Source organism: Paraburkholderia nodosa DSM 21604 (assembly GCF_000519185.1).
GTDB classification, from domain to species: Bacteria; Pseudomonadota; Gammaproteobacteria; order Burkholderiales; family Burkholderiaceae; genus Paraburkholderia; species Paraburkholderia nodosa.
In genome coordinates, this window is record NZ_JAFA01000010.1 from 103033 (window position 1) to 126896 (window position 23864).

Annotated in this window: 20 protein-coding genes; 9 read left to right on the forward strand and 11 right to left on the reverse strand. The window is 65.3% G+C overall.

Going from position 1 to position 23864, the window contains the following annotated elements; genetic code table 11:
- Positions 1-20: 20 nt before the first annotated feature.
- On the forward strand, positions 21-2060 hold the full coding sequence (locus tag A3CW_RS0116855; protein ID WP_028204619.1) for a pyridoxamine 5'-phosphate oxidase family protein: 2040 nt from the start codon (positions 21-23) through the stop codon (positions 2058-2060).
- A 65-nt stretch (positions 2061-2125) separates the two neighbouring features.
- On the opposite strand, the gene A3CW_RS0116860 is transcribed toward A3CW_RS0116855, so the two are convergent.
- On the reverse strand, positions 2126-2335 hold the full coding sequence (locus A3CW_RS0116860) for an alpha/beta fold hydrolase (RefSeq protein WP_028204620.1): 210 nt from the start codon (positions 2333-2335) through the stop codon (positions 2126-2128).
- Positions 2336-2373: 38 nt separating this feature from the next.
- Here A3CW_RS0116860 and A3CW_RS0116865 point away from each other — a divergent pair, with 38 nt between their 5' ends.
- Complete coding sequence (locus A3CW_RS0116865) at positions 2374-2574, forward strand: hypothetical protein (protein WP_028204621.1); 201 nt, start codon at positions 2374-2376, stop codon at positions 2572-2574.
- A 29-nt stretch (positions 2575-2603) separates the two neighbouring features.
- Here A3CW_RS0116865 and A3CW_RS0116870 read toward each other — a convergent pair whose 3' ends face one another.
- Positions 2604-3188, reverse strand: coding sequence for a DUF308 domain-containing protein (locus tag A3CW_RS0116870; protein ID WP_028204622.1), 585 nt, complete (start codon positions 3186-3188; stop codon positions 2604-2606).
- Positions 3189-3339: 151 nt separating this feature from the next.
- Between A3CW_RS0116870 and A3CW_RS0116875 the strand changes: the two genes are divergently transcribed.
- A complete protein-coding gene (locus A3CW_RS0116875) occupies positions 3340-4821 on the forward strand; it encodes an HD domain-containing phosphohydrolase (protein WP_028204623.1) in 1482 nt (493 codons plus the stop codon).
- 255 nt (positions 4822-5076) lie between these two features.
- Here the strand turns inward: A3CW_RS0116875 and A3CW_RS51010 are convergent, their stop codons facing one another.
- Together A3CW_RS51010 and A3CW_RS0116885 are read right to left on the reverse strand one after the other, a co-directional pair.
- The gene (locus A3CW_RS51010; protein WP_051481519.1) at positions 5077-5442 is read right to left on the reverse strand and encodes a hypothetical protein; all 366 of its coding nucleotides are present in this window, start codon (positions 5440-5442) and stop codon (positions 5077-5079) included.
- Positions 5443-5468: 26 nt separating this feature from the next.
- Complete coding sequence (locus A3CW_RS0116885; RefSeq protein ID WP_028204624.1) at positions 5469-5900, reverse strand: hypothetical protein; 432 nt, start codon at positions 5898-5900, stop codon at positions 5469-5471.
- Between the two features lie 182 nt (positions 5901-6082).
- On the opposite strand from A3CW_RS0116885, the gene A3CW_RS0116890 reads away from it, so the two are divergent.
- Positions 6083-6778 carry a response regulator gene (locus A3CW_RS0116890; protein ID WP_028204625.1) on the forward strand — a complete coding sequence of 232 codons (696 nt, stop codon included), beginning with the start codon at positions 6083-6085 and terminating at the stop codon, positions 6776-6778.
- On the opposite strand, the gene A3CW_RS0116895 is transcribed toward A3CW_RS0116890, so the two are convergent.
- A complete protein-coding gene (locus A3CW_RS0116895) occupies positions 6775-8787 on the reverse strand; it encodes an ATP-binding response regulator (RefSeq protein ID WP_028204626.1) in 2013 nt (670 codons plus the stop codon). The two genes, A3CW_RS0116890 and A3CW_RS0116895, sit on opposite strands and share 4 nt — an antisense overlap.
- A 578-nt stretch (positions 8788-9365) precedes the next feature.
- Here A3CW_RS0116895 and A3CW_RS46570 point away from each other — a divergent pair.
- The 5 genes from A3CW_RS46570 to A3CW_RS0116920 all read left to right on the forward strand — a co-directional run bounded on the left by A3CW_RS46570 (position 9366) and on the right by A3CW_RS0116920 (position 13390).
- Positions 9366-10163, forward strand: coding sequence for an acetoacetate decarboxylase (locus tag A3CW_RS46570; RefSeq protein ID WP_051481520.1), 798 nt, complete (start codon positions 9366-9368; stop codon positions 10161-10163).
- A gap of 34 nt (positions 10164-10197) precedes the next feature.
- Positions 10198-10980 carry a 3-hydroxybutyrate dehydrogenase gene (locus A3CW_RS0116905; RefSeq protein WP_028204627.1) on the forward strand — a complete coding sequence of 261 codons (783 nt, stop codon included), beginning with the start codon at positions 10198-10200 and terminating at the stop codon, positions 10978-10980.
- Positions 10981-11006: 26 nt separating this feature from the next.
- Positions 11007-12269 (forward strand): DUF3734 domain-containing protein, encoded by a 1263-nt coding sequence (locus tag A3CW_RS46575; RefSeq protein ID WP_051481521.1) that lies wholly within the window; start codon positions 11007-11009, stop codon positions 12267-12269.
- 164 nt (positions 12270-12433) lie between these two features.
- Entirely contained in the window at positions 12434-12895 is a 462-nt protein-coding gene (locus tag A3CW_RS0116915) for a hypothetical protein (protein ID WP_028204628.1), read from the forward strand.
- A 117-nt stretch (positions 12896-13012) separates the two neighbouring features.
- Positions 13013-13390: a hypothetical protein gene (locus A3CW_RS0116920; RefSeq protein ID WP_028204629.1), complete on the forward strand. Its 378-nt coding sequence runs from the start codon at positions 13013-13015 to the stop codon at positions 13388-13390.
- 41 nt (positions 13391-13431) lie between these two features.
- Here the strand turns inward: A3CW_RS0116920 and A3CW_RS46580 are convergent, their stop codons facing one another.
- From A3CW_RS46580 to bcsB, 6 genes are read right to left on the reverse strand one after another with little or no spacing between them, the layout of a single operon-like run.
- Entirely contained in the window at positions 13432-14598 is a 1167-nt protein-coding gene (locus A3CW_RS46580; protein ID WP_035513181.1) for an alginate O-acetyltransferase AlgX-related protein, read from the reverse strand.
- A gap of 4 nt (positions 14599-14602) precedes the next feature.
- Positions 14603-16012 carry an MBOAT family O-acyltransferase gene (locus A3CW_RS0116930; RefSeq protein WP_028204630.1) on the reverse strand — a complete coding sequence of 470 codons (1410 nt, stop codon included), beginning with the start codon at positions 16010-16012 and terminating at the stop codon, positions 14603-14605.
- 4 nt (positions 16013-16016) lie between these two features.
- Complete coding sequence (locus A3CW_RS0116935) at positions 16017-16757, reverse strand: alginate O-acetyltransferase AlgF (RefSeq protein ID WP_245623671.1); 741 nt, start codon at positions 16755-16757, stop codon at positions 16017-16019.
- A 43-nt stretch (positions 16758-16800) separates the two neighbouring features.
- Positions 16801-17451 carry an SGNH/GDSL hydrolase family protein gene (locus tag A3CW_RS0116940; RefSeq protein ID WP_028204632.1) on the reverse strand — a complete coding sequence of 217 codons (651 nt, stop codon included), beginning with the start codon at positions 17449-17451 and terminating at the stop codon, positions 16801-16803.
- 44 nt (positions 17452-17495) lie between these two features.
- Positions 17496-21494, reverse strand: a complete 3999-nt coding sequence (locus tag A3CW_RS0116945; RefSeq protein WP_035513214.1) for a cellulose biosynthesis protein BcsC — start codon at positions 21492-21494, stop codon at positions 17496-17498.
- 13 nt (positions 21495-21507) lie between these two features.
- Entirely contained in the window at positions 21508-23835 is a 2328-nt protein-coding gene (bcsB, locus tag A3CW_RS46585; RefSeq protein ID WP_081771696.1) for a cellulose biosynthesis cyclic di-GMP-binding regulatory protein BcsB, read from the reverse strand.
- Positions 23836-23864 lie beyond the last annotated feature (29 nt).

Consider the following 23864-nt stretch of genomic DNA (forward strand, 5'->3'; position numbering starts at 1 on the left):
GCCGCCAACCCGAGGCCGTCATGAACGCTCTTCCCGAACTGAATCCGCACCGCGCCGCCGGGCCGTTTCACGACGGTGAGCGCGAGGCCCAATTGCGCGCGGGCGTGGCCGGCGTTGCACTCGAAAACGGCTCGCGCGGCATCCGCGATTACATGCCGGACCAGCATCGCGCGTTCTTCGCGATGCTGCCGTTCATGGTGTTCGGCGGCGTCGACGCGAGCGGTCAGCCGTGGGCCACGCTGCGCGCGAATACGGCGGGCTTCGTGTCGACGCCGGACAGCCGCACGCTGCGCATCGACGGCGGCATGCTGCCGGGCGATCCGCTCGAAGGGAGCTGGGTGCCGGGCGCGCGTATCGGCGGGCTCGGCATCCAGCCGCATACCCGGCGGCGCAACCGCGTGAATGGCGTGATCGAAGCGGTCGATGGCGGCGTGGTGACGCTCGCTGTCGAGCAGAGCTTCGGCAACTGCGCGAAGTACATCAATGGACGCGAGCCGGCAATCGTCGGCAATGCGCCGGCGCACGCCACGGTCGAACATGCGCAGGCGCTCTCGGAGGAAGACCGCGCGCTGATCGCGCGCGCCGACGTATTTTTCATCGCCACCGCCAATCTCGATGATGCAGCGGGAGCGGCGGGCGGCGCCGATGTGTCGCATCGCGGCGGCATGCCCGGCTTCGTGCGGATCGACGACGCGCACACGCTGACCGCGCCTGACTTCAGCGGCAACAAGTTTTTCAACACGATCGGCAACCTGCTGCGCGATCCGCGCGCGGGGTTGCTGTTCGTCGACTTTGCGCGCGGGGATCTGTTGTATCTGGCCGTACGCGCCGAGGTGATATGGGACGGCCCCGAGATCGCTCAATTCCCGCTGGCACAGCGGCTGGTGCGGTTTCATGTGGCCGAAGTGCGCCGCGTGCGGGAAGCCTTGCCGTTGCGATGGTCGACGGTCGACTATGCGCCGCAGTTCGCGCAGGCTGCAACGCAATCGTCACCGGCAGCTGCGCCGAAGGAGGTCGACACGCGCCCCTGGCGAAGCTTGCGTGTGGCCGAGGTGCGCGACGAATCCCCGACGATCCGCTCGTTCCATTTCGAACCGGTGGACAGCGCGCCACTCGCCCCGTTCGAAGCTGGGCAGTACCTTCCGCTGCGCATCGCCATGCCCGAATCGGACAAGCCGCTCATGCGCACCTATACGCTCTCCGCGGCGCGCGATGCCGCGCATCCGGCGCGCTACCGGATCAGCGTGAAGCGCGACGGCGCGGTATCGCGCTGGCTGCATGATCACGCACGCATCGGCTCGCTGATCGAGACGCTGGCGCCGCGCGGATCGTTCAGGCTCGATGCACGCAGCCCGCGCGCGATCGTGCTGGCGGCGGCGGGCATTGGCATCACGCCGATGCTGGCGATGCTCGACGCGGCGCTCACGCTCGAACCGCAACGCCGGATCCACGTCTTCCATGGGACGCGCGGCGAGCACGAGAGGCCGTTCGCAGCGGCGCTGCGGGAGATCAAACGCGCGCATCCGAACGTCTCGGTGCATCTGTACGACAGCACGGCGCAGCACGACTCGCTCCATGGCGACCGGCTCGCGGGCCGCGTGAACATCGATGCGTTGCGCCGCTTCCTGCCGTTCGACGACTACGACTTCTATCTGTGCGGCCCCGAAGCGTTCATGCGCGATCTGTACGACGGGCTGCGCGCGCTGCATATTGCGGACGAGCGGATCCGCTTCGAGGCGTTCGGGCCATCGAGCTTGAAGCGTGCACCTGATCACGCTCCCGTTGCGAGCGAGGCAACGACAGTCAGACCGGTGACCTTCGCGCGCACGGGGAAAACGGCGCACTGGGAGCCGCAGCAGGGCTCGCTGCTCGATACCGCCGAGCGCTGCGGCGCCGACGCGGTGTCCAGTTGCCGCTCCGGCATGTGCGGGACCTGCGCCACGCGCGTGCTCGATGGCGGCGTGGAATACGACGAACCGCCGGAGTTCGACGTTGAGCGGGGTTACGCGCTGATCTGCGTCGGACATCCGGCAGCGGGCGGGGTGACGCTGGATCTCTAGCCACCGCTGCTTTCTGCACGCGCAGGCAGCGGCAAAGTCGCTCGCACGCACTCGCGCGTCCAGCGTCAGCTCGGTGCGCGCAGAAATCGCACGACTTCGTCGTTGAATCTCTCGGGAAACTCAATGTTGGAGAGGTGCACCGCCGGGAGCATCAGCAGCCTCGCGCCTGCAATCGCCTTCGCCATTTGCACGCTGTAGCTCGCCGCCGTCACCGTATCGTGCTCGCCGGCAATCACCAGCGTCGGCCGCACGATGCGCGCAAGCGACTCCCTCATATCCGCTTCCTGCCCAGGGCATGAAGAAGGATGTCATCATGCAAGCCCTTGCGTGGGGGCATCTGCCGGACTTCCTGATCGAAGCGGAGTTGCGTAGTGGCGCCTTGAAATCCCTTGCGAGCCGGTCGCTCCCCGGCCATACGGAGACACTGGTTGCCGCGCGGCGCCGCGACGCCTCGCATGGCCCGGTTGCACAGCGATTGTGGGCCTGTCTGAACGCGAACGCGCCGATGATCTAGTCAGGCGACGCGCTAACTGCGCCGGTGCATCAAGATGTTCTGGCCATCTTGCTGCGCAGTTGGCCAGCCGAAAGCCACAAGGCGGAGATGAGAAAGTAGACGGCGCCGACCGCTGCATAGCCCGCCACTTTGTCGATCGCAGAGGCTAAAGGCGCGCCGCCCTGCACGATGAAAAACACCCCTGCCAATGCCGATTGACCACCGCTTAGAATCATCGCCCATTGCGCACCGAAGCGTTTCCAGCGACGCACTGCGGTGCCGAGTTGAAGCAACCCGGACAGGATGGCCCACACGCCAAACACGCCCAGCACCGCGTGCGCGCCCAGCTTCAACGCCACAATCACGGCGACCGTCGTCATGATGCTGATGCCGACGTTGACGACTTGTGTACCGTTTTCAGCCGCCCCGCCGCTGCGCAACATGTCGATGTAGTTGGCCAAAGCATCCCATGCCGGATACACGACAAGCAGTGCAGCGATTCTGGCCGGCGAATGCTGCCCGAGCGAGAAAGCCAGTGCGACCCAGGCAGCGGAAAACGCGGTCCTGACAAAGTAATACTGCTTGAGCCAGCTCTCTTCGCGAGTGAGCGTGATATCTGCGTGTCGATCAGCCATGGCAACTCCTGAACAGTTCGTGGCAATGGTGCAAAGGATCGCACTCGCCTCGCTTCTGCGGCATCGGTCGAATGACCGACCCTCGCGGGGTCAAATGGCGTTGTGACGTATAGTGATCGAACGCCTGACGTGCGCTCTGCCTCCCATGCCGATGACCGACGACAAAGCTGGCCTTTTTCCGCTGCGCGTGTTCGATGCCGTGAAAGCACTCGCCTTCATCGGCGATCTGAGCATGGGACAGCCCACCGATCATTCGCCGCGCACCGGATGGCTCGCGGCGCGCCTCGCGCAAGCCACCCGCCTCGACGCGTCGACAATCGATACCGTGCGGGAGACGTCGCTGTTGCGCTGGTCGGGATGCACGGCGAACGCGGCGGGCTTCGCCGACGTTTTCGGCGACGACATCCAAAGCCGCGTCTCGATGCTTGACGGCCGCACAGATTGGGTCACGCCGCTTCAGTCGCGTGGCGGTGCCGCCGCGGTACTCACGCCGCTCGCGCAGACCCACTGCGAAGTGGCGGGCGAAGTGGCGCGCATGCTGGGCCTCCCCCTCGCGACCGAAACGGCGTTGCGTCATATCTTCGAAACGTGGGACGGCAACGGTGTGCCCGCGCATCTTGCACGCGAAGCGGTGCCGATGCCGGTGTTCGTCGTCGCGCTTGCCGGAGACCTGGAGATTTTCAGTCGCACCTACGGTGCCGAGCAGGCGCTTGGTCTCATTGCGCAACGCGCCGACACGCGCTATCCACTGCGGCTGGTCGAGACCGCGCAGCGCGGTGCGCCCCTTTGGCTCGCGGAACTGGAACGTGCGTCAGCCGCCGAACTCGACGCTGCGCTGACGACATCGCCGATGCAGCAGGCAACCTCGGCGGAGTTGATCGCCGACGTCATCGACCTCAAGCTGCCCTGGATGACCGGCTTCTCGCGCGCGGTCGCGGCGACGGCCGCCCGGTGTTGCGAACGTCTCACAACGGACCAGGCCGCGCACGAACGCGTCTATCGCGCAGGATTGATTCATGGGATTGGGCGGGCAGCGGTGCCCAACGGCATCTGGAATCTGGGCGCGCGTTTGCCCGCAAGCGCCTGGGAGAAGGTGCGCCTCGTGCCCTACTGGACGTCGCGTGCAGGCAGGCAGGCCGGCGCGCTCGGAGATGCGGCTGAACTCGCATCGTATGCATATGAACGGTTGGACGGCTCGGGTTATTTTCGCGGGGCGCGCGACCAGGCCATGACGCTGGAGGCGCGCGTGCTGGCTGCGTCGGTGGCGTGGGTCGCGTTGCGCTCGGCGCGCCCGTGGCGAGCCGCGCTTTCCGGCGACGCAGCCGCGCAACAACTGCGCGACGAAGTCACAAGCGGCCGGCTGAGCGGCGAAGCGGTCGATGCGCTACTAGCCGAAGGCGCGGTCGCCGTCAGGCGCCCAATGAACAGCACGCCGCAGCGCGCGCCGCTAACGCCGCGCGAAATCGACGTGCTGCGTGCCATCTCGCGCGGCGCAAGCAACAAGGAAGCCGCGCGAGAATTGGCGCTGAGTCCGAGCACAGTACGCACGCACATCGAAAGCGTGTTTCGCAAGTTCGAATGCTCCACACGGGCGGCGGCAACGCTCAAGGCATCGGCAATGGGCTTGCTCTAGAAAGCATCCCGATACGTTCTGGAAGAAAACGCCGCGCGTTGCTGTGTCCGGTGGCAGCAACGCGCGGCGGCTTGTGCAAGTTAATGGTTTTTTTCGCTGATTTATTGGTGGTCTCTCACGCTACCCGAATTATTTGGTGGTCTCTCACGCTTCCCGATTTATTTGGTGGTCTCTCACGCTGCCCGAATTATTTGGTGGTCTCTCACGCTGCCCGAACTTGTTTGATCTCCTCTGCTCCCCCGAATCAGGCATGACTCAGTCTATTTCTTGTCCCCCGGCTCTGGCCGCGAACCGATCCAGCAAACACTGCAGCCGACGCTCCTGAATGTGCAGAATCCCCGGTGTGGAACGGAGCTCGAGCACGCGGGAGTGCCAATAGCTCGCACCGAAAATCGCCATCGCCTTGTCCGCACTAATCGCGCTTTCGAGGTGAGCAATTGCGGTGTCGAGAGTGTGGACAGTGTAGGGACTGGGAGGTCGCCGTTCTGTCTCTGTCTTTGTCTGATTCGTTTTCTCGCGCCCTGCACGCTTGCCCCCCGCCTGGCTATCGGGTTCCTGCGCAAGCAAGGATTGCAGACGCTGCTCATCGAGCGCGTCGTACCGGATGGAGTTGTCTTGCATCGCACGGTCTCCTCGTCGGCGATCGCTCACCAATTGCCGTCGAGCATGTTCCGCTGCTCGCTGATGATGACCCTCGGGCCCGGATTGTCGTGATTAACAAGGGTCACATCGGTGCACACGGGGTGCGTCGCCGCGGCGCCGCGCCGGTGGCGTGCGACCGACTCCAGCAGGCTCAACGTGATGCAGAAACTCCGGTCGATCTGCTCCGTCCAGCACTTCTGGTCATAGGCGGCCAGGGCCTGCACGAAGACGTCGTAGATCTGGTCCGGGAATGTCACGCCGCTCGACTCGATGCGGACCATGAGCGCCCTTGCCCGAAGCAGTTCCGCCAGAATCGTTGCGTCCGGCTGCGTCGCCGGTTCAGGCTCCGGCTTGCAAGGGCGCGCGCGGGTTTCGTCATCCGACGCGAAGCGGAAAATGTTCAGCAGGCTTTTGAAGTCGGGATGCGGCGTATGCATGGTGGAGTCCCTCATCGTGCGAACTGCAGCGACTCCATCCTGCGCGTCCCGGGGCGCTGGCAAAACCGGCCATGCCGGGGGAAAAACGCCCCCAGAAGACGGCCCCAGAAGCGTCCCCCGCTTTGGGGGGATCGCAACCTGAAGGAATGCGGGTACAGTGATCCCGACTAGAGAGGCACCCGATGGACAACCTGTATTTCCGCCACGTACTGCTCGTCGAAGACGAGGGCTTGACGCGTATCGCGATGAAGAGCCTGATCCTGACCTCGGAACCGACGCTCGACATCGATGAGGCCGGTTCGTACGACGCGGCTGTCGAACGGCTGCAGAACAAGGCTTACGACCTGGTTTTTCTCGACTACCAGATCGGGGACAATCACACCGGGCTTGATTTGCTGCGCTGGCTGCAGGAGAACGAGCGCGCGGCGCATGTGGTCATGCTGTCCGCGCAGGACGACCGCGAGACCGTGCTGGACTGCATCAAGAATGGCGCTGGCGGCTTCATCTCGAAGGCCAGCGAGGAAGGCGGCGCGGTGTTCCGGGAAGCCCTGCAGACGATCCTGAATGGTCGGGTCTACCTGCCCAACAGCGTACTCGGCAAGGGCGGCCATACCCCGCAGTCCCCGGGCCCGAGCAAGGCCATTCCGATCGACTCGCTGAACCTGCCGCCGCGTCTCGCCCAAACCCTGGGTTTTCTCCTGCAGGGCATGTCGAACAAGGCCATCGCGCGAAAGATGAATATCTCGGAGAACACCGCGAAGGAGTACATCAGCGATCTGCTGAGCCGCTTCAACGTATCGCGGCGCACGTTTCTGATCGTCGAAATGGCGCGCCGCGGCATCGAGATTCCCACCGTTGCGCACGCCCCCGCGGTCTAGGTCGCGCGGGCCGATGCCTCTGTCAATTCGAGCATGCGCGCAATCAGCAGGTCGGGAGCCAACGGCTTGCTGAGCACGCAGCGCTCGGGCAACACGCCCTCCGTGCTTGCCACGGCTTCCCCCGTCACCACGAGACACGGCACGGGCCGCGCAACGTGCTCGCCCAGGAGGCGGATGACGTCGTGTGCGGTCGAATTCTCCGGCAGCCGGTAGTCGCTGATCACCAGGTCCGGCACGCGCTCGATTGTCTGCAACAGTTCGTCGAGTTCCGCTGCGGAGCGAACCGAATCGCACAGCACTCCCCAGCGTGCAAACAACGCCTCCATCGAGGCGCGCACCAGGCTGTCGTCCTCGACCAGCAACACGTAGAGACCGCGCAGCGACGACGGTGACGGCGACGCCGCCGCATCGGCGGGCGATATCGCGGCATCCCCGTGCGCGAATTGATCCGCCACCGGCATGCGCACCGAGAAACGCGACCCATGACCCTCGATCGACTTGAGCTCGAGACGATGCCCCTCTAGCAGGGACACCACCGCATTCACGATCGACAGACCGAGTCCGAGCCCTTTCTCACGGTCCCGCTCCGGGTTGCCGAGCTGGACGAACGGCTGGAAGATCGCGTCCCAATGCTCCGACGCGATGCCGATGCCGTTATCGAGCACGTCGAGACGAACATAATTAGGCATACGTACCAAACCCACGAGCACCGTGGAGCGGTCCGCTTTCGACGGATCCGAATATTTGATGCCGTTCGCAATGAGGTTGCTCAGCACGCGGGGAATCCAGTCGGCGTCGGTGCGTACCCATGCGGGTTTTTGCAGCGCCTTTGCATAGCGCAGCACAACGCCGCGGCTCGCAGCGAACGACGCGAGCTGCTCGACCGTCTCCTCGGTCACGCGGCTCAGGTCGACGCTCGTATAGGTCGGGTTGACGTGTCCCGATTCGAGCTTCGACAGGTCGAGCACCGCGTTGAAAAGACGTGCCGTCAATACCGACGCCTTGCGCGCTTCGCCGATCAGCTTGCCCGATGCTTCGATGTCGCGCGCCTCCAGCGCTTCGTCTGCCGCCGCAAGAAACAGGTTCAGCGCATGCATGGGCTGGCGCAGGTCGTGCGCGGCTGCGGCCAGAAAGCGCGATTTCGCCCGGCTCGCCTGCTCCGCGGCTTCGCGCTGCTGCTCGCGCAACGCAATCAGGGCTTCCGATTTGGTCTGCTGGTCGCGCCGAGCGCGCTCGAGGTCATGGTGCTTTTGCGCGAGTTCGGCATTGGCGCTTTGCAGCGCGGCGTTGCTCTGGGCAAGTGCCTGGACGGCAACATACCGGTCGCGCACATGCCGCTCGGCATTCACGTTGACGCTGTGCCCCAGCACGGCGACGTTCAATAGATAGAACATGCCCGCGGCGAAGTTGTCCGGCTCGACCGCCTGTGTGACCAGTTGCGCCATCACGATCACGGCAATCACGCACGCGGTCAGCATGAGCGTCGCCTTGGCCCGCAGGCGCAGAAAACCGAACAGATAAAAGAGAATTAAATAAAACCCGACAAAAAAATGGGTGAAATTGAATGGGCGCGGGGCAAGGACCGTTTGCATCAACAGGCAAAAGCACATGAACGCCAGGCCCGACAGCAGGATCCAGTGTGCAACCTTGTCCCGATGAAATTCGAGCTTGAAGGCCAGCACAATGCCGACGGTCGCGCCAAGCGCACCGGCGCACCGGAACGCGAACACCACTGGGAAGTACGGCCGGAACACCGGACTGGTCTGCGCAAGGCTGAATTCCCAGAAGCCGAAACACACCCAGATCAGGGTTCCGAGCACCAGCGCAGCACGGCGAAAGTCGGCAAAACGCCGGCCATATTCCTCCGTAAATTCCCGTTCGACCTGCGGATCCTCGAAGCGGGCGGGCCAGCAAAGCATATCGACCAGCCATGCGCGAACCGCGCTGGGCGCATGCGAGCGTTTGAGGAATGCCGATTCCGTCGCCGATTGAAACCTGAATATGCTCATCGCATCTCGCCGGTATGCTCGCTGGCTAACGAAGCAGGAAGCACGTCTCGTGCTTAGGCGTGCCAATCCATTCTAGTCGGTCACAGCCCGCCCCGCCCGCTTCCCCGCCGGAAGCGAGGATATCTTACGCCAGGCCGTCCATAAGAGATGTCATATAACATGGTGTTCGGCGCGCGCCGATCCGGTATCGCTGCGGATCTTTCCAGGCAACCCGCATACTTCGCATTCCTGCTTAATTTAGACGAAGTACACCTATGCCGGATCGAGGCGTTCCTTCCCTGTGCGAAGTGGCGAGCCTCCTCTGCCAATCCACGCATTAATCTATTTCCCGTTTTGAGCAGCATTCATCATATGTTTCGGGCGCAACGAACGTAATGTCATGATTAAACTGCAAAAGTTGCCATACGCGAGGTTGTGCCAATCACACGAAAATGACGCTGGGATGGCCAAAAAACTTTCAATTTCCTTTTTATTTAACGAAATTGAAACGGTGTTTTATCGTCATAAATGCGATCGTGTCATGTTTTCCCTCTAATATCTGTCGCGACGTTTTCACGCAGCCTAGCCTGGAGAACAATATGGATCTGGCAAGAATCCGTCGCGATGCGTTCGCGATGCCCATGCACAACCCCGCGTATCCGCGGCCGCCGTTTCGCTTCGTCAATCGCGAATATTTCATCATCACGTACGAGACCGATCCCGATGCGGTGCGCGCCATCGTGCCGGAGCCGCTCAAGCCGGAAAACAATCTCGTGCATTACGAATTCATCCGCATGCCCGACTCGTCGGGTTTTGGCGACTACACCGAAAGCGGACAGGTGATTTCCGTACGCGATCCGCAAGGCCGCCTCGCGAATTACACGCATTCGATGTATCTCGACGACGAAGGCCCGATTGCCGGCGGCCGTGAAATCTGGGGCTTCCCGAAGAAGCTCGCGCGCCCCGTGCTCGCAGTCGATGGCAACGACACGCTGCTCGGCACGCTCGATTACGGCACGCAGCGCATCGCGACCGGCACGATGGGCTACAAGCATCACGTGCTCAACAGCGAAGACGAGCGCCGCAAGCTCGCCGACACGCCCAACTATCTTCTCAAGATCATTCCGCATGTGGACGGCACGGCGCGCATCTGCGAGCTCGTGCGCTTCTATCTGCGCGACGTGACGGTGCGAGGCGCATGGAGCGGCCCGGCCGCGATCGAGCTGCATCCGCACGCGCTCGCGCCCGTCGCCGATCTGCCGGTGCGCCGCGTGGTGGGAGCACGTCACGTCATTGCGGACCTCACGCTCGATATCGGCGAGGTCGCCTTCGACTATCTCGCCGCGACATCGAGCTACGACGCGGCCTTGGGCGAACCCGAAGCCGAGCTCGCCTGATCTGTTTATCAATCGCTTTTAGTAAGGAATACGCATGTCTTTGAAAGATAAGGTTGCCGTCATCACGGGCGCCGCCAGCGGCATTGGCGAACATTGCGCGCGCACGTTCGCGAGCCAGGGTGCGGCGGTCGTGATCGCCGACCTCAATCTCGCGAACGCCGGAAAGGTGGCGGACAGCATCGTAGCCGCGGGCGGCAAGGCCCTTGCCGTGGCGATGGATGTCACCAACGAGGAAGCCGTGAATGCTGGAATCGACGAAGCGGCGAAAGCGTTCGGCGGGATCGACGTGCTCGTGTCGAACGCGGGCATCCAGATCATCAGCCCGGTGGACGAGTTCCCGTTTGCCGACTGGAAGAAGATGCTCGCGATCCATCTCGACGGCGCGTTTCTCACCACCAAGGCCGCACTCAAGCATATGTACGGCAGCGGCAAGGGCGGCTCGATCGTCTACATGGGATCCGTCCACTCGCACGAGGCGTCGAAGCTCAAGGCGGCTTATGTCACGGCAAAGCACGGTCTGCTCGGCCTGGCCCGCGTCGTGGCGAAGGAAGGCGGACCGCGCGGCGTGCGCGCCAACGTCGTGTGCCCGGGTTTCGTGCGTACGCCGCTCGTCGACAAGCAGATTCCCGAGCAGGCCAGGGCGCTCGGTATATCGGAAGCCGACGTCGTCAAGAACGTGATGCTCAAGGACACCGTGGACGGCGAGTTCACCTCGCTCGACGACGTGGCCAACACGGTCGCGTTCCTCGCGGGCTTCGGGTCGCAGGCGTTGACGGGCCAGTCGGTGCTCGTCACGCACGGCTGGTCGATGCACTAAGCAACCAACGAACGAAGGAAGAACGTATGCGCAGCAGCAATCTAACCGCCCGCACGGAGCGCAAGCCGTTTGAGCTGCCGCGCTACGATGAAATCGCCCTTGTTTTGCAGGGCGGCGGCGCGCTCGGGTCCTATCAGGCCGGTGTGTTCGAAGGGCTCGCGCAGGCCGGCGTCGAACCGCATCGCATTGCGGGTGTGTCGATCGGCGCGCTCAACACGGCGATTATTGCGGGCAACGAGCCCGCGCGGCGCGTCGAAGCGCTGCGTGGTTTCTGGGAGTCGATCTGCCATCCGCTCGACTGGTTCGGGAACCTCGGCGCGCTCGCCATGCCGCTGTTCAACCATCAGGAATTGTCGCGCCGTTGGGCCAGCATGTGGGCCGCGGGTCGCGCACTCACCGAAGGCCAGCCGGGGTTTTTCGCACCGCGCCGCCCGCTGCCGGTCGCGGGCTGGCAGAAGGCGACGCCGAGTGCGGTGAGCTACTACGACACCGCCGCGCTGAAGTCGACGCTGCAACGTTTCGCCGACTTCGACCGTATCAACGACGGCCCGATCCGGGTGTCGGTGGGCGCCGTGAACGTGCGCAGCGGCAATCTCGTCTATTTCGACAACGCCAAAATGCGGCTCGAGCCCGAGCACTTCATGGCATCGGGCGCGCTGCCGCCTGGTTTTCCGGCCGTGGAAATCGAAGGCGAGTACTACTGGGACGGCGGCCTCGTGTCAAACACACCGCTCACGGAGGTGCTGCGTGACGCGGACCACAAGGACACGCTCGTTTTCCAGGTCGATCTATGGAGCGCGAGCGGCAACGTGCCCGCGGATTTCCTGGACGTGGCCGAGCGCGCCAAGGACATTCAATATTCGAGCCGCACGCGCGCCATCACCAACATGCTTGCCGATCGGCAAAAGCACGCGCGCTTTATCAAGGAACTCCTCGAGCACGTTCCCGCCGAGGCGCGCCGCAGCGATCCCCTCTTCGGGCTCGCCGAGAAGGTGGCCGATGGTTCGTCGATCAATGTGGTCCATCTGATCTACAAGAACAAACCTTACGAAGGGCATTACAAGGACTACGAATTCAGCGCCGACACCATGCAAGAGCACTGGTCGAGCGGCGTCGAAGACATTCGCGCGTCGTTTGCGCAACCGGACTGGTTCGCGATACCGAGCCGCGAGCAAGGCTTCGTCACGCACGACATCCATCGGCGCGCGGGCGAAGTGCCCGAGTCGGATCGCGCCGAGCTGAGCGCCGGCGCCTCGGGACAGGTGGATCTGACCCGCAAGGTCGCGTAGGGTAGAAATGTTAGTGGACATATCAACCTCCTACGATTGACGAGAGGCCGCTCCGCCCAAAAGGTGGAGTGGAGCCTCGATGTGCGCCGCCAGGTCGCAGACATCAAGCCGCTGAAATCCTATCCTTGCAGTTGTCCGAGTACCAATTGCACAGGAGCCGCAGCGTGGAAAACATCAAGCCCTTCCGCCCCGGATCGAAGGCGATACCGTCTTTCCACCTCGCACACGTTCGCTCCCTGATTAGGTGTCCCGGCACGGGTGGCAACGCAATCGATCCGGCTCCGAATAACACGGCGCTCACCTGCGAGACGCGCGTCGCCGGTCAAGTGACCGTTCTCCTGCCCGGTGGAAACGTGAGTCACGCGCTTGCCTTCCAGTCCCCGGCTTGCGACGAAGTCCCTTCGCTCCGCCTCGCACACGGTGTCCTGGATGGGACCACCTACTGGTTTCGCTGTTCCGACGCTCCGGAAGTGCCTGGCGATTCGCCCTGTTTCCGGGCGTACTTCGCGTGCGAGGGCACGTGGTTCTTCTTCTACACCCAGGACTGCGCGCTGCCGTTCGGGGCGGAGGTCAGCTTCTCCGAAGACACCCAGCGGGCGACGTGGAGCGTTGCGAGTGCGGCTTGAGGCGACGACATAGGCACGCGCTTGAGGGTTTTCCTTGACGTCGGGCCCGGCAACATCGCCAATGGTTGACCGACGGCGGACGTGCTAGGCTCCCTTCAAACAACTCCGGAGACTGCGATGCCGTTCATCTGCGAAAACGTCGAATGTCGTGCCGTGCTGGCTCGCGGGCAGGTCAGATCCAGTCAGGAGGACAAGGGTTGGTGTTTCTACTGCCCGGACTGCAACGCCCGCAACGAGTTGAAGGATGTCGGCATGCCTGATGGTCCTGCCCAGCTGGTTCAGCCAGAAAGACCCAGCCCTCCGCACAGGATCATCGCGACGGCTCGCCCACTGGAGGACGGCAGGTACGCAGCGCAATTACGCGTGCAGAGGGCGCTCGCGATAAAAGGCACATATGCGGTCGAGGAGCGCTGGGAGGAACTCGGCGTGTTCATCAACGCGCAAGAGGCCGTAGCCCATGCGAATTCTTTCGCAGCCGAGCTGCTGAGGGCCTGATCGCAGGCGGCCTGCTGCATCGATTACCCGGACCGAAAATCTCAACGCGAAGCCATCGTGCCGACCGGACGGGATTTCGGTACGACAACGTCGTCTTCCGCTTCGAGCGGCGCCTGCAAATCCCGTTCGTCGAGTTCCCAAACCACGAGTTTGGGCGGCGTCTGGGCATACGCGGCGCTCGCGAAATACGCGCGCGCCGAGCCGCCGAACTTGGCGCCTTCGCTCGCGAAATTCCCCACGCCCTGGCCTAATGCCAACGCCAGTTGCGGCACGAAATCGGACGTCGTCGAATACGAGGTGCCGATGACCGCGATACCCGGCAGATCGGCATCGCCGAACAGGTCGTCCGCCGACGCAGCCGCCTGGGCCACGTGAAGGTAGGCCCGGCCAGTCACGATCTCCGCTCGCGGCTGCCAGGACACCGGCAACGCATCGAGCCCCGCCAGCCGCACGAGGTCGCCCGGCCGCCGGGCGGGCAGCTTGTCGGCAACGCGATAGCCGGGCTGGCTCGACACGCTCGAACCCGCCGGCTCGCCCATCGCCCGAATGCGCTGCGCCACCGCGCGCGCCGCGGCGCCCGCGCCGTCCTGGGTCCAGTGCGTGTCGGTCCGGAAAAACGCATCGCCCGGTACGCCGCGCAGCGCCGGGCCCAGGTCCACCACGGGCACGCCAACGGCTGCGAGACGCGCTGTCCAGTCGCTCAGGCGCGCACTCAGCGATGCCGGCCGATACAGGCCGCACAGATGTTGCGGTTCGATGCGCGACTTGTCGGGCACCACGGCGACGAGCAACGCAATGCCGCGACGCGCCAGTTCGCGCTGCACGGCGGCGACCGTTTCGGCGCGCGCCGCGAGATGGCGGTCGCCGTCGGCATACACATTCAGTTCGTCGCGCAGGAACAGCCAGCCGGGACAGCCTTGCCGCACGCGCGGGCCCAGATCGCCCAGCGTCAGCCAGCCCAGCGCGCGCTGCATGCGCGCGGCGTCGGCGGCGATCGGCGTATCGGCCATGCGGCTGGCGAGTTCCTTCGACACCGTGCCGTCCAGCATGCCCGCACGCGTGACGGCGTGAGGCAACAGCGCTGCCGTCGTCGACGCGAACCGGATATTGAAGAACAGGCCCGCGAACAGGAAGCCCATCAGCATCACGGCAACGACCTTGCCGGCGCGCGTAGCGGGTAATTGCGGTAGCGGCTTGGGATCTTCCATGGCGTCAGAACTGGAAGTAAAGGAAAGGCACCGCGCCGCGCGCGACGATCAACCCGAACGACAGCAGAAAGCCCGCGAGCGGCCACACGGCCTGCCACAACCGGCCTGGAGCCGTATCCGCGAGGCACTCCCAGCGCGATTGCCAGACCGGCAGCAGCACACAGACGATGCCCAGCGCGGCGGCCAGCCCATGCACGGGCCGCAGCAGCACGATCGTGGCGTCGCTGAAGCCGATTCCGTTCAAGCCGAACTGGCCACGGTACATGGCGAGCGCCGCATGAAAACCCACCGCGCGGAACAGCGTCCACGCGAGCATGACGAACACGAGCGTCAGCACGTGCGACAACCAGACCGGCACAACGGGCATGCCGGCGCGCCGCCAGAGCCGCGCCACCGTCAGTGCCACACCGTGAGCGATACCCCACAGCAGGAAGTTCCAGCTATCGCCGCCGTGCCACAGGCCCGCGAGGGCCATGGTCAGCAGCAGGTTCCGGCAGGTCTGCCACTCGCCATCGCGGTTGCCGCCAAGTGGGATGTACAGGTAGTCGCGAATCCAGCTCGACAGCGACAAGTGCCAGCGACGCCAGAAGTCCTGAATGCTGCTGGCGAGGTACGGATGGTTGAAGTTCTCGGGGAAGCGAAAGCCCAGCATCTGCCCCAGCCCGATGGCCATGGCGCTATAGCCCGCGAAATCGAAGAACAGCTGCAGCGTGTAGAAGCCGCAACCGAGCCACGCGTCTGCCAGCGTGGGGGCATGCATGGCGAACACCGCGTCGACGATGGGCGAAAGCGTGTCGGCCACGAGCACCTTCATGCTCATGCCCACCATGAGCCGCCGCGCGCCCGCTGCAAAGGCGTCCCAGTCGACCGTGCGCGACACCAGCTCGCGCTTGACCCACGCATAGCGGATGATCGGCCCGGCGATCAGGTGTACGAACATTCCTTGATAGGCCCCATAGCGGATCACACTGCGGTCGGCCGGGACCGTGCCGCGCTGCACGTCGATCAGGTACGAGACGGATTGCAGGACGATGAACGACAGTCCGATAGGCAACACGACGTGCTGCCAGGGAATCGGCCCCGCATGGCCTGCCGCCAGCACGCTATCGAGACTGTCGACCATGATGTTGGCGTACTTGTACCAGCACAGGACCGCAACGTTCACGGCGATGAAGACCGCGAGCCAGCCGCCGCGCGCACGCGGGCTCGGCGCGCGGTCGATGACCACGCCGCCGAACCAGCCGCAGAAGGTCAGCGCGATGAACAGCAGCAGAAAGACCGGGCTCCACCAGGCATAGAAGAACCAGCTGCAAAAGAGCAGCACGCCGTTGCGCCAGCGCGCGGGCGACATGACATAGATCGCGAGGAAGGCCGGCAGAAACAGCGTCAGGAATTCGAGGGACGCGAAAACCATGCGATCAGCGGCTCACCGCGTCGTTCGCGAAGAAGATGCGCGACTGCGCCCCGGCCGGCACGAGGAACACCGTATAACGCTGTCCCGCGACGAGCGTGCCCAGATTCAGCGGCTGGCCCACCGGCTGACCGCCGCAGGCGAGCTGCACCGACAGCGCGACAGGGTTGACCTGCCGGCGCTTGCTCTGGCCCGCGGCCACGCCGTCGAGCAGCACGATATCGCGGCCCGGCACTTTCAGCGTGGGCGTCGCGCAGTGCGCATCGAGGTTATAAAAGCCCACCGACGCTTTGAGCGCGTTGAAGTCGTCCGGCTTTTCGCGGACCGTCACGACCTGCGAACGCGCGCCCTTCTGTGCCTCGTCGAGCGCGACGATGCTGACGAACTCGCCGGGCTTTACGGTCGCGCTTACGTCCTGGTGCGCCCCGCCGGCCGTCAGCGTGCCGGCCACGGGTTTGCCCGCGGCGATCGGAAAGAAGCGGCTGGCCGGGTTCTCGGCATCGAGCGTCAGGCGCGCTCTCGAACCTGCCGAGGTCACATCCACGGGATGCGATCCGCCATCGACGAAACGCACGAACGACGAATCCTCCGCGGGACCGGTCGGGTACAGCGGGATATCGGCGGCCACGGCCGGTTCAATGGCGAACGGTACGGCCAGTTGGACGGCCAGTTGCGCGGACAGCGCGAAGCCGGACAGCGCAAGGCCGCGAACAACGAAGCGCAACGGCTGGGAAAGGACGTTTTTCATTGTTTTTCTCCAACTCTCGATGTGACGAAGCGGCGGCAGCGCCTTACTTCTGCTGGACGACCGGCAGCTTGACCAGCGCCTTCATGATGTCGGCGCCCCAGTACTTGTAGCCGGTCGTCGTCAAATGCTGACCGTCGACCGTCGCCCATTCGCCCGGCTTCGAAAACGTGAGCGAGTCGATGTACTGGCACGGCGCGACATTGGTGGCGAGGAACGACGAGAGCTGCTTCACGCGCGCAAAGGTCTTCTGGTACTTGCCGCCCTCCGTGCCCCACGCCGGCCCGACCCAGACGCACGCCGTCTTGCTGGCGGCCAGGTCTTGCGTGAGCGCCGTGACCTGCTGCCAAGCCCAGCTCTTGGGGAAATCGTCCTTGCCGTAGCCGCCGAACGTGTCCCCTTCGACGATGATGACGAGGTTGGCCTTGTTCGCCGCGATCAGTTGATCGATAGGCTGCGTCTTCGCGCTGTGATCGACGACGAGCGGCGCCTTGCCGTTACGCGTGGCGCCGCCGCAGGTGCCCGGGACCGACTTCACCCAGTCGCCCGGCACACTGCCGCACACCCCGTAGGTGTGCACCTGCGCGCCGGCGGCGATCAGCTGGTCCTGCAACGTGTCGATGAGATAGCCCGGCTCGCTCAGATGGCTGTCGCCAATCATGAGAAAGCTGAGACCTGCAAGTACGGAAGCAAGCATGAACTTAAGACTCCTGAAAAACGATCGATCTCCGATCGACCGGGCTACTGATCGTTGTAATGCGACTGGTAAGGCATGACCGGCATATCCAGCGATTTCGTCTGCGGTGCGAAGCTAAAGCGCAGATACAGCCCAGCCACCCACTGGCGGTAGCTGGACGAATTGTTGGCGCCCACCGACGCGCCGCCCGTGAGGTGATTGCTGAAGCGGTATTCGGCCGCGGCCAGCAGGTTGTAGCCAATGCCGGTCTTCGACTGCGCGGGATGGACCGCGCCGTCGCTCAAGCCAAGCGACGACGCTGCTGTGACGGCGGCCGCCTGCAGCGTGCCGTCGGTCGGGAAGTACGGCGCGCCAGCCTCGTGGTAGTACTGCAGACCTGCCGAGCCCTGCAGCTTGTAGGTCCAGCGATCCGAGCGCTGCGCCCACGTGATGGGCACGGTGAACGCGTAGAAGCGCTGCGGACTGAAATAGCCGCCGTTGCCGTAGGTGAAGTTGTTTTGGTCGTGGCGGTAGAACTCGCCGCTCAGATTCATGCCGATGGTCAGCATGTTGCTGGCGCTGCGCAGCAGGTACCAGTACGTGCCCGCGCCGACCTCGGCGCCCTCGTTGGACTGGACGCTATAGCCGTCCAGGTACTTCACGGAACCGTAGCCGTAGAAGCCGAAATCCTGATTGTCGAGGCCGATCGCGCCATGCAGCCCCGTGGCGGTCACGCCGCCCCAGCGCAGGCCCGAGCGCGCGTCGGTCGAACCGGCGAACGACGTGATGCTGTCGGTCACGGCGCGGCGCGACACGCCTGCGTTGAACCAGCTGCCCGCCTTCGCATCGATGGCGCTCCTGAACGACACGCCGCCGACGACATTGGTGTACTGGAAACCCAAAGGCGTCGTGCCGATGTCGAACGCCCACTTGCGCGTCTCGTAGCCCACGCCCAGACCCACGCCATGGGCGCTCTGCGCACCGGGCGCGGCGACCGTGCCGTCTTTCTGCGCCTGCGCGGCGACCGGGCCGCCGCCGAACTGGCTGCTGCTGTAGACATCGGTGCCGAGCGTGCCGCCCTCGAGTTCCACTGGCGTCACGCGCAACGACAGCTTGCCGTTGCCGACCGGCAGCAAGGCTTCCAGCGGCTGCTGCACATCCGTCAGTTGCGAGGTCCCGCCGGCGCTGTTGTTCGACGAGACGAACAGGCCGCCGCGAATTTCCGGCGAGCGCTCCGAGCGGATATCGTCGAGTTCGTTGCGCATGTCGTCGAGCGAGATGGCGCCCTCCTGAGGCGCGCTCGTGGCCTGCGCGTCCTGCGGCGCCTGCTCGCCGATCGGCGTGCCGGCCACGGAAGGCAACGCGGACGCACGCGCCGCCTTCGACGTCGTTGCAGACGCGAGACCGGAAGCCGTTCCCGCGTCGTTCGCGAGCGCGCCATCGGACGCAGCGCCCGCCGTGCCCTGCACGGCAACCGCATTGACAGCCGGCTGGCGCTTCTCGCGAGCCGCACGGCGGCGGCGATCGTCGTCGTGCACAAAGGGATTGCCCGCCACATGGACGCCTTGCGCCTGCACGCCGAGCCGCTTTTCCTTGGCCGCGATGGCCGTCACCAGCAGCGACTGTGCCTCGCGGGTCTTGCCCTGCATGACGTAGATGCGCGCGGCGCCCGCCAGGACGTCCGGATCGTTCGGCGCCTTCGCAATGGCCTGTTTCAAGGCGGCGTCCGCCACGCCGCCGTTGCCGGCCTGCACCGCCGTCATCGCCACGCCCAGCTCCAGACCGGGGTTGTCGGGGTCGTTCGCGAGCGCCTTTCGATAAAGCGACAGTGCCTTGTCGTACTGGCCGTCGGCGGCATACATGCGCGCCAGCGCGGCGTTGGCCAGGCTGTCGTTGGGCCGCTTCGCGAGCACCGGTGCGAGCGTGTCGTAGGCCTGCGCAAGGTCGCCTTGCTGGCGTTGCTGCTCGGCCAGACGCACGGCGTAGAGGTAGTTCAGATCGTCCAGTTGCCGGCGCTGGTCTGCGGTCAGCGTCTCGCCCTGCAACCCGCGGATCACGTCCTGGGCCTGAACGTTCTGGCCGGTCTTGAGCAGCAGGCCCGCATAGGCCAGTTGCACATCGGGACCGCTGCCCTTCAGGCCGCCCGGCATCAGCCCATGCATCAAGGCCATGGCGCGCGGTAGATTGCCCGCGTCGACATAGGCCTGGGCCAGCGCGCTCACCCGCGCCGGGTCCTTGCCCGCCGACGCTTCGAGCCGCGCCAGCATGTTGCGCGCGTCGTCCAGATTGCCGTCGCGCGCCAGTTGTGAAGCTTGCGCCGCCACCGCCTGGAAATCGATCTGCTGCGCCGTCGCAACCATGTTCGGCGTGCGCGCGGCGGTGGGAATGCGCGCCATCGTGTCCTGCGCGCGCGTCCAGTCGCCCATCTGCATGGCCAGCAGCGCGCTTGCGTAGAGGGCGTCGGGATTGTCGGGGTTCGAGGCGAGCAGGCCGTCCACGAGTTCCCGCGCCTCGTCGGCGTGGCCCTGCCTCAGTTCGTAGCGCGCCAGTTCCAGACGGATCCACGGATTGTCGGGATCGCGGCGCTGCGCGTCTTCGAGGATCCGTCGCGCGCCGTCCAGATCGCCGCGCTGCTCGGCGGCGTCGGCGCGGCCCGCGGCGACGGCGGCACGCAAACGGTCGAGGCCGCCGATGCCGGCCTGCTGCTCGGGCGGCATGCCGTCGACCCACTTCTGGGCCTCGTCGGCGCGCCCCGTTGCGGCGAGGATATCGACGAGCCCGCTCACCGCCTCGCGGTTGTTCGGATGTGCCGCCAGCACCTCGCGGTAGACCTTTTCGGCGCGGACCAGATCGCCCTGCGCCGCATACAGCCGGGCCGACGCATTGCGGCCGCCCGGCTCCGCGGGGTCCATGCGCAGCGCCTGGTCGAGCTTGCTGCGCGCGGCGGCGTAGTCGCCCACGCTTTGCGCGCCTTCGGCCTGGTTCACCAGCAGCCAGTAGCGGGACGAAGCGAGCGCCTTGTTCCAGTTCGCTCCGGCGCCCGGACGCGCGACGGCGCGCGCGAGCAGCGTCTGCGCCTGCGCCAGATCGCCCTGTTGCATGCGCACCAGACCCAGCCCGCCGAGCGCATCGGTGTCGTTGGGTTTGTCGCGCAGCACATCGGTGAAGCATTGTTCGGCGGTCGTGATGTCGCCCGCCTTGAACGCCGCGAAGCCGCGCGTCAGGCGCGGGTCCATGACCGGCACGGCAGGGGCGCCCGCCGCACGCGGCGAGAGCATCTGATGGCGAATTTCATCGTCATCGGGATGCAGCTTCAGATAGTCCTCGAACCACGACTTGTTCTTCGGCGTGGGCGTGACCCAGGTCAGCACGGAGCGCCAGGCTTCCGTGGCCGCGCCGCCGATGTCCGGGCGCACGGCCAGCTTTTCCAGCAAGGCGACGCCCGCCGCACGATAGCGTTCGTCGCGCACCTGATGCTGGGCCAGCGCCAACTGGGTATACGGATCGGGCGTCTCGGCGTTCAGGCGCGTCAAGCCCTGAATGGCCGGATCCACGCCGCCGTCCGTATAGCCGAGGAAGGTGTAGTACTCGCGCGCCACACTGCCCCGCGGGGCCTTGCCGCCCAACGCCTTGTCGTATTGCGCGATCGCGGCCGCCAGCGCCTTCGGGTCGTTCTGGTTGACCGCGTCCTGCGCCATCTGGCGCGCCCGGGCGAACGTGGACTTGGCGGGCTCCACGGCAAGACGCAAGTCCTGCTCGAGCAGCGGCACGAAGCGGCTGTCGGGCGCAGCGGCGCGCAGCCTCGCCAGATAGTCTTTGGCGACCGCAAACTGCTTCTTGCCCAACGCGATCGACCCCATGCCATAGAGGCCTTCGGGCTGCTTCGGGTCAGCCAGCAGCAGTTTCGACCAGGACTGCGCGGCCAGATCGGGTTTGTCATGCGCCTGCCAATAGCGGCCCTGCTCGAGCAGCATGCTGGAGCTGGCGTTCTGCGCCCACGCGGGGTGGCTGACCGAGGTGAGCAACAAGCCCAGAACACAGGCCTGGCTGCGGCTGACTAACATGAAGGTTTCCTGATTATTGTTGCGCGTGCTGCCTGGCGCGCAGCCGTGCCTCGGCTTCGGCATCGCGCCGCGCCTGACGGCGCCGCAAGGCCACGAACCCACCTGCCGCCAGCAGCACGAGCGCGACGACACCGAGCGCCTTCAGCAGCGAGGCCAGCGACACGCCGAACGAAGCCAGCCACCAGTCGAGGCCGCGCCACAGGCCCAGATGCCCGACGTAGTACGTGTGCTCGCCCACGAGCGCATCGACTTCGGTGCCGCGGATCGACACGAGGCTGCCCTGGATGGGCTGCTTGTCGTAGTTCGGCACGCGCAGCAGCGCCGCGGCCGCATCCTTGAGACCGTCGGGTTGATTGCTGACCAGCATGACCACGCTGCGGCCCTTTTCCTTCGGCGACTCGAAACCCGCCAGCACGGCGCTTACGCCCGGCCCCGTCCAGGCGAGCGACAAGCGCCCGGGTGCCGAATCGAGACGCGGATTGGCGTGGAACCACCCACGCACGCGGCCCGGCAGATCCGAGAGTGAGAACTGCGCGCCGTGGTCGTACGCCGCGGGCATGTACGCCGCCCAGTCCTTGAGCCAGGCCTGATCGGCACCCGAGGCGATCACGAGCAGATCCTTCGCCGCCGGCATGGCGTCGATGCGCTGGCCGCGCAGCACGGTCACGCCGCGCGCCGGATAGCCGGTCGAGTCGCCCATGCGGCCCATCACGGCCAGATACGTGCTGTACTCCTGCGCCCCCGCATTGGCGCCGAGCACGACGTCCGTGTCGGACAGGTCGGCCATGCGCGTGAACGGGAAACCCGCCTGGGCGAACGCGGCCAGGTTCGGCATCGCGATGTAGTGCGGATACCTCGACAAGTCGATCGTCGATTCGGGATCGATCGCGCCGCGCACGTTGTCGATGATGATGTCCCGGCACTCGCCCTGCTTGATGTAGTCGTACATGTAGCGGAACTGCAGCTGCGTGTTCGGCTGCAGAAGCGACTCCAGCGGCACTTCCAGTTTCGCCTGACGCGGCAGGCTGCTGTCGGGCAGCACTTCGGCGCGCAGCTTGTCGCCGCCTTCGAGGCGCTCGAGCGACAGCAGCGGAATCGACTTCATGAACTGATCGCTGACGCTGAACAGCAGCGACGAATTCACCATGTAAGGCTGCGGCGTGTAGCGGTAATGGAGGTCGATCGGCACGTTGGGCGCGTGCCAGCCGAACAGGTCGGGCGGCACGCGCGTATTGATGCGAATGAGGTCCGGGCTGTAGCCCGACACGCTCAACTGTTTGGTGTCGATCAGCTCACCGAACGATACGGGGCGGTCGGTGCGCAGCCAGCGCGGCGCATCGTAGGGCTTGCGCGGCGCGAGATCGGCGAAATGCGTGATGAGCGCGCTCGAGCCTGCCAGCGTCTGGCTGCCCGTGACCAGCGCGTCGGCCGCCTGCTTGAGTTCCTTGCCGTCGCGGCCCATGACGAGCAGCAGCTTGCCGTTGGGATCGTTCGGGTTGCTGACGATGGCGAGCGTCGGACCTTGCAGCGGCGCTCCGGCGAGCGCCGCCTGCTGCGCGCCTTCGACGATGACGACCGCGTTGCCCTGCGCGGGCACGGTGGAGAGCGACACCGGGAAGTCCGCGCCGCGATAGCTGGCCAGCGCGCCGAACCACGACGACACGGCGCCCGCAGCCTCGAGCGCGGCCGTATCGGGATTGCCAGCGAACACGACCGGCAGGTTCAGCCGGCGGATGTCCTGGCCGTCGAAGAACGGCTTGGGCAGGCGCGCCAGATCGTTGGCCTGCGGCAGCGGCTGCGTATCGACGCTCAGCGTGCTTTCGTTGCTGATGTTGGCCCACAGGCTCGAATGCAGCGGGTCCTCGCACTGCGTGGTGTAGTGCCCGATCAGTTGCAGACGCAACTTGCTGTTCGAGGTGAACAGATACGCCGGCAGCGCGATCGTGCGCTGCAGGCTCGCGCCGGCCGTGTCCTTCGGCACCGCGATCGAGGCCGCCACCTGGTCGTTGACCAGCACGTTGATGTGCGAGAGATCGGGCAGCAGCGCCGGCGAATAGGCATAGCGCAGATTCAGGCGCGCACCGCTCACGACCTGATCGTCGCGCACGCCGACCGGCAGCGTATTGCTGCCGTCGACGCCGCGCAGGTTGAGCGCGTATTGCGCACCCAGTTGCCGCAACGACCAGGTCACGGTCGTTGACGCCGCCGCAGCCGCAGCGGGCTGCGCCTGCGCGTTGTTTGCGGCGTTGCCGCTCGCCGCGGCCTGGGCGTGCGCCGTCGAGACGAAGGCGCAGCCAAGCAGCAGTGCCGGCAACGCCCGCAATACCGGCTGTACGGTCATGCAACGCGCGAGGCGTGCCCGGGAAATAG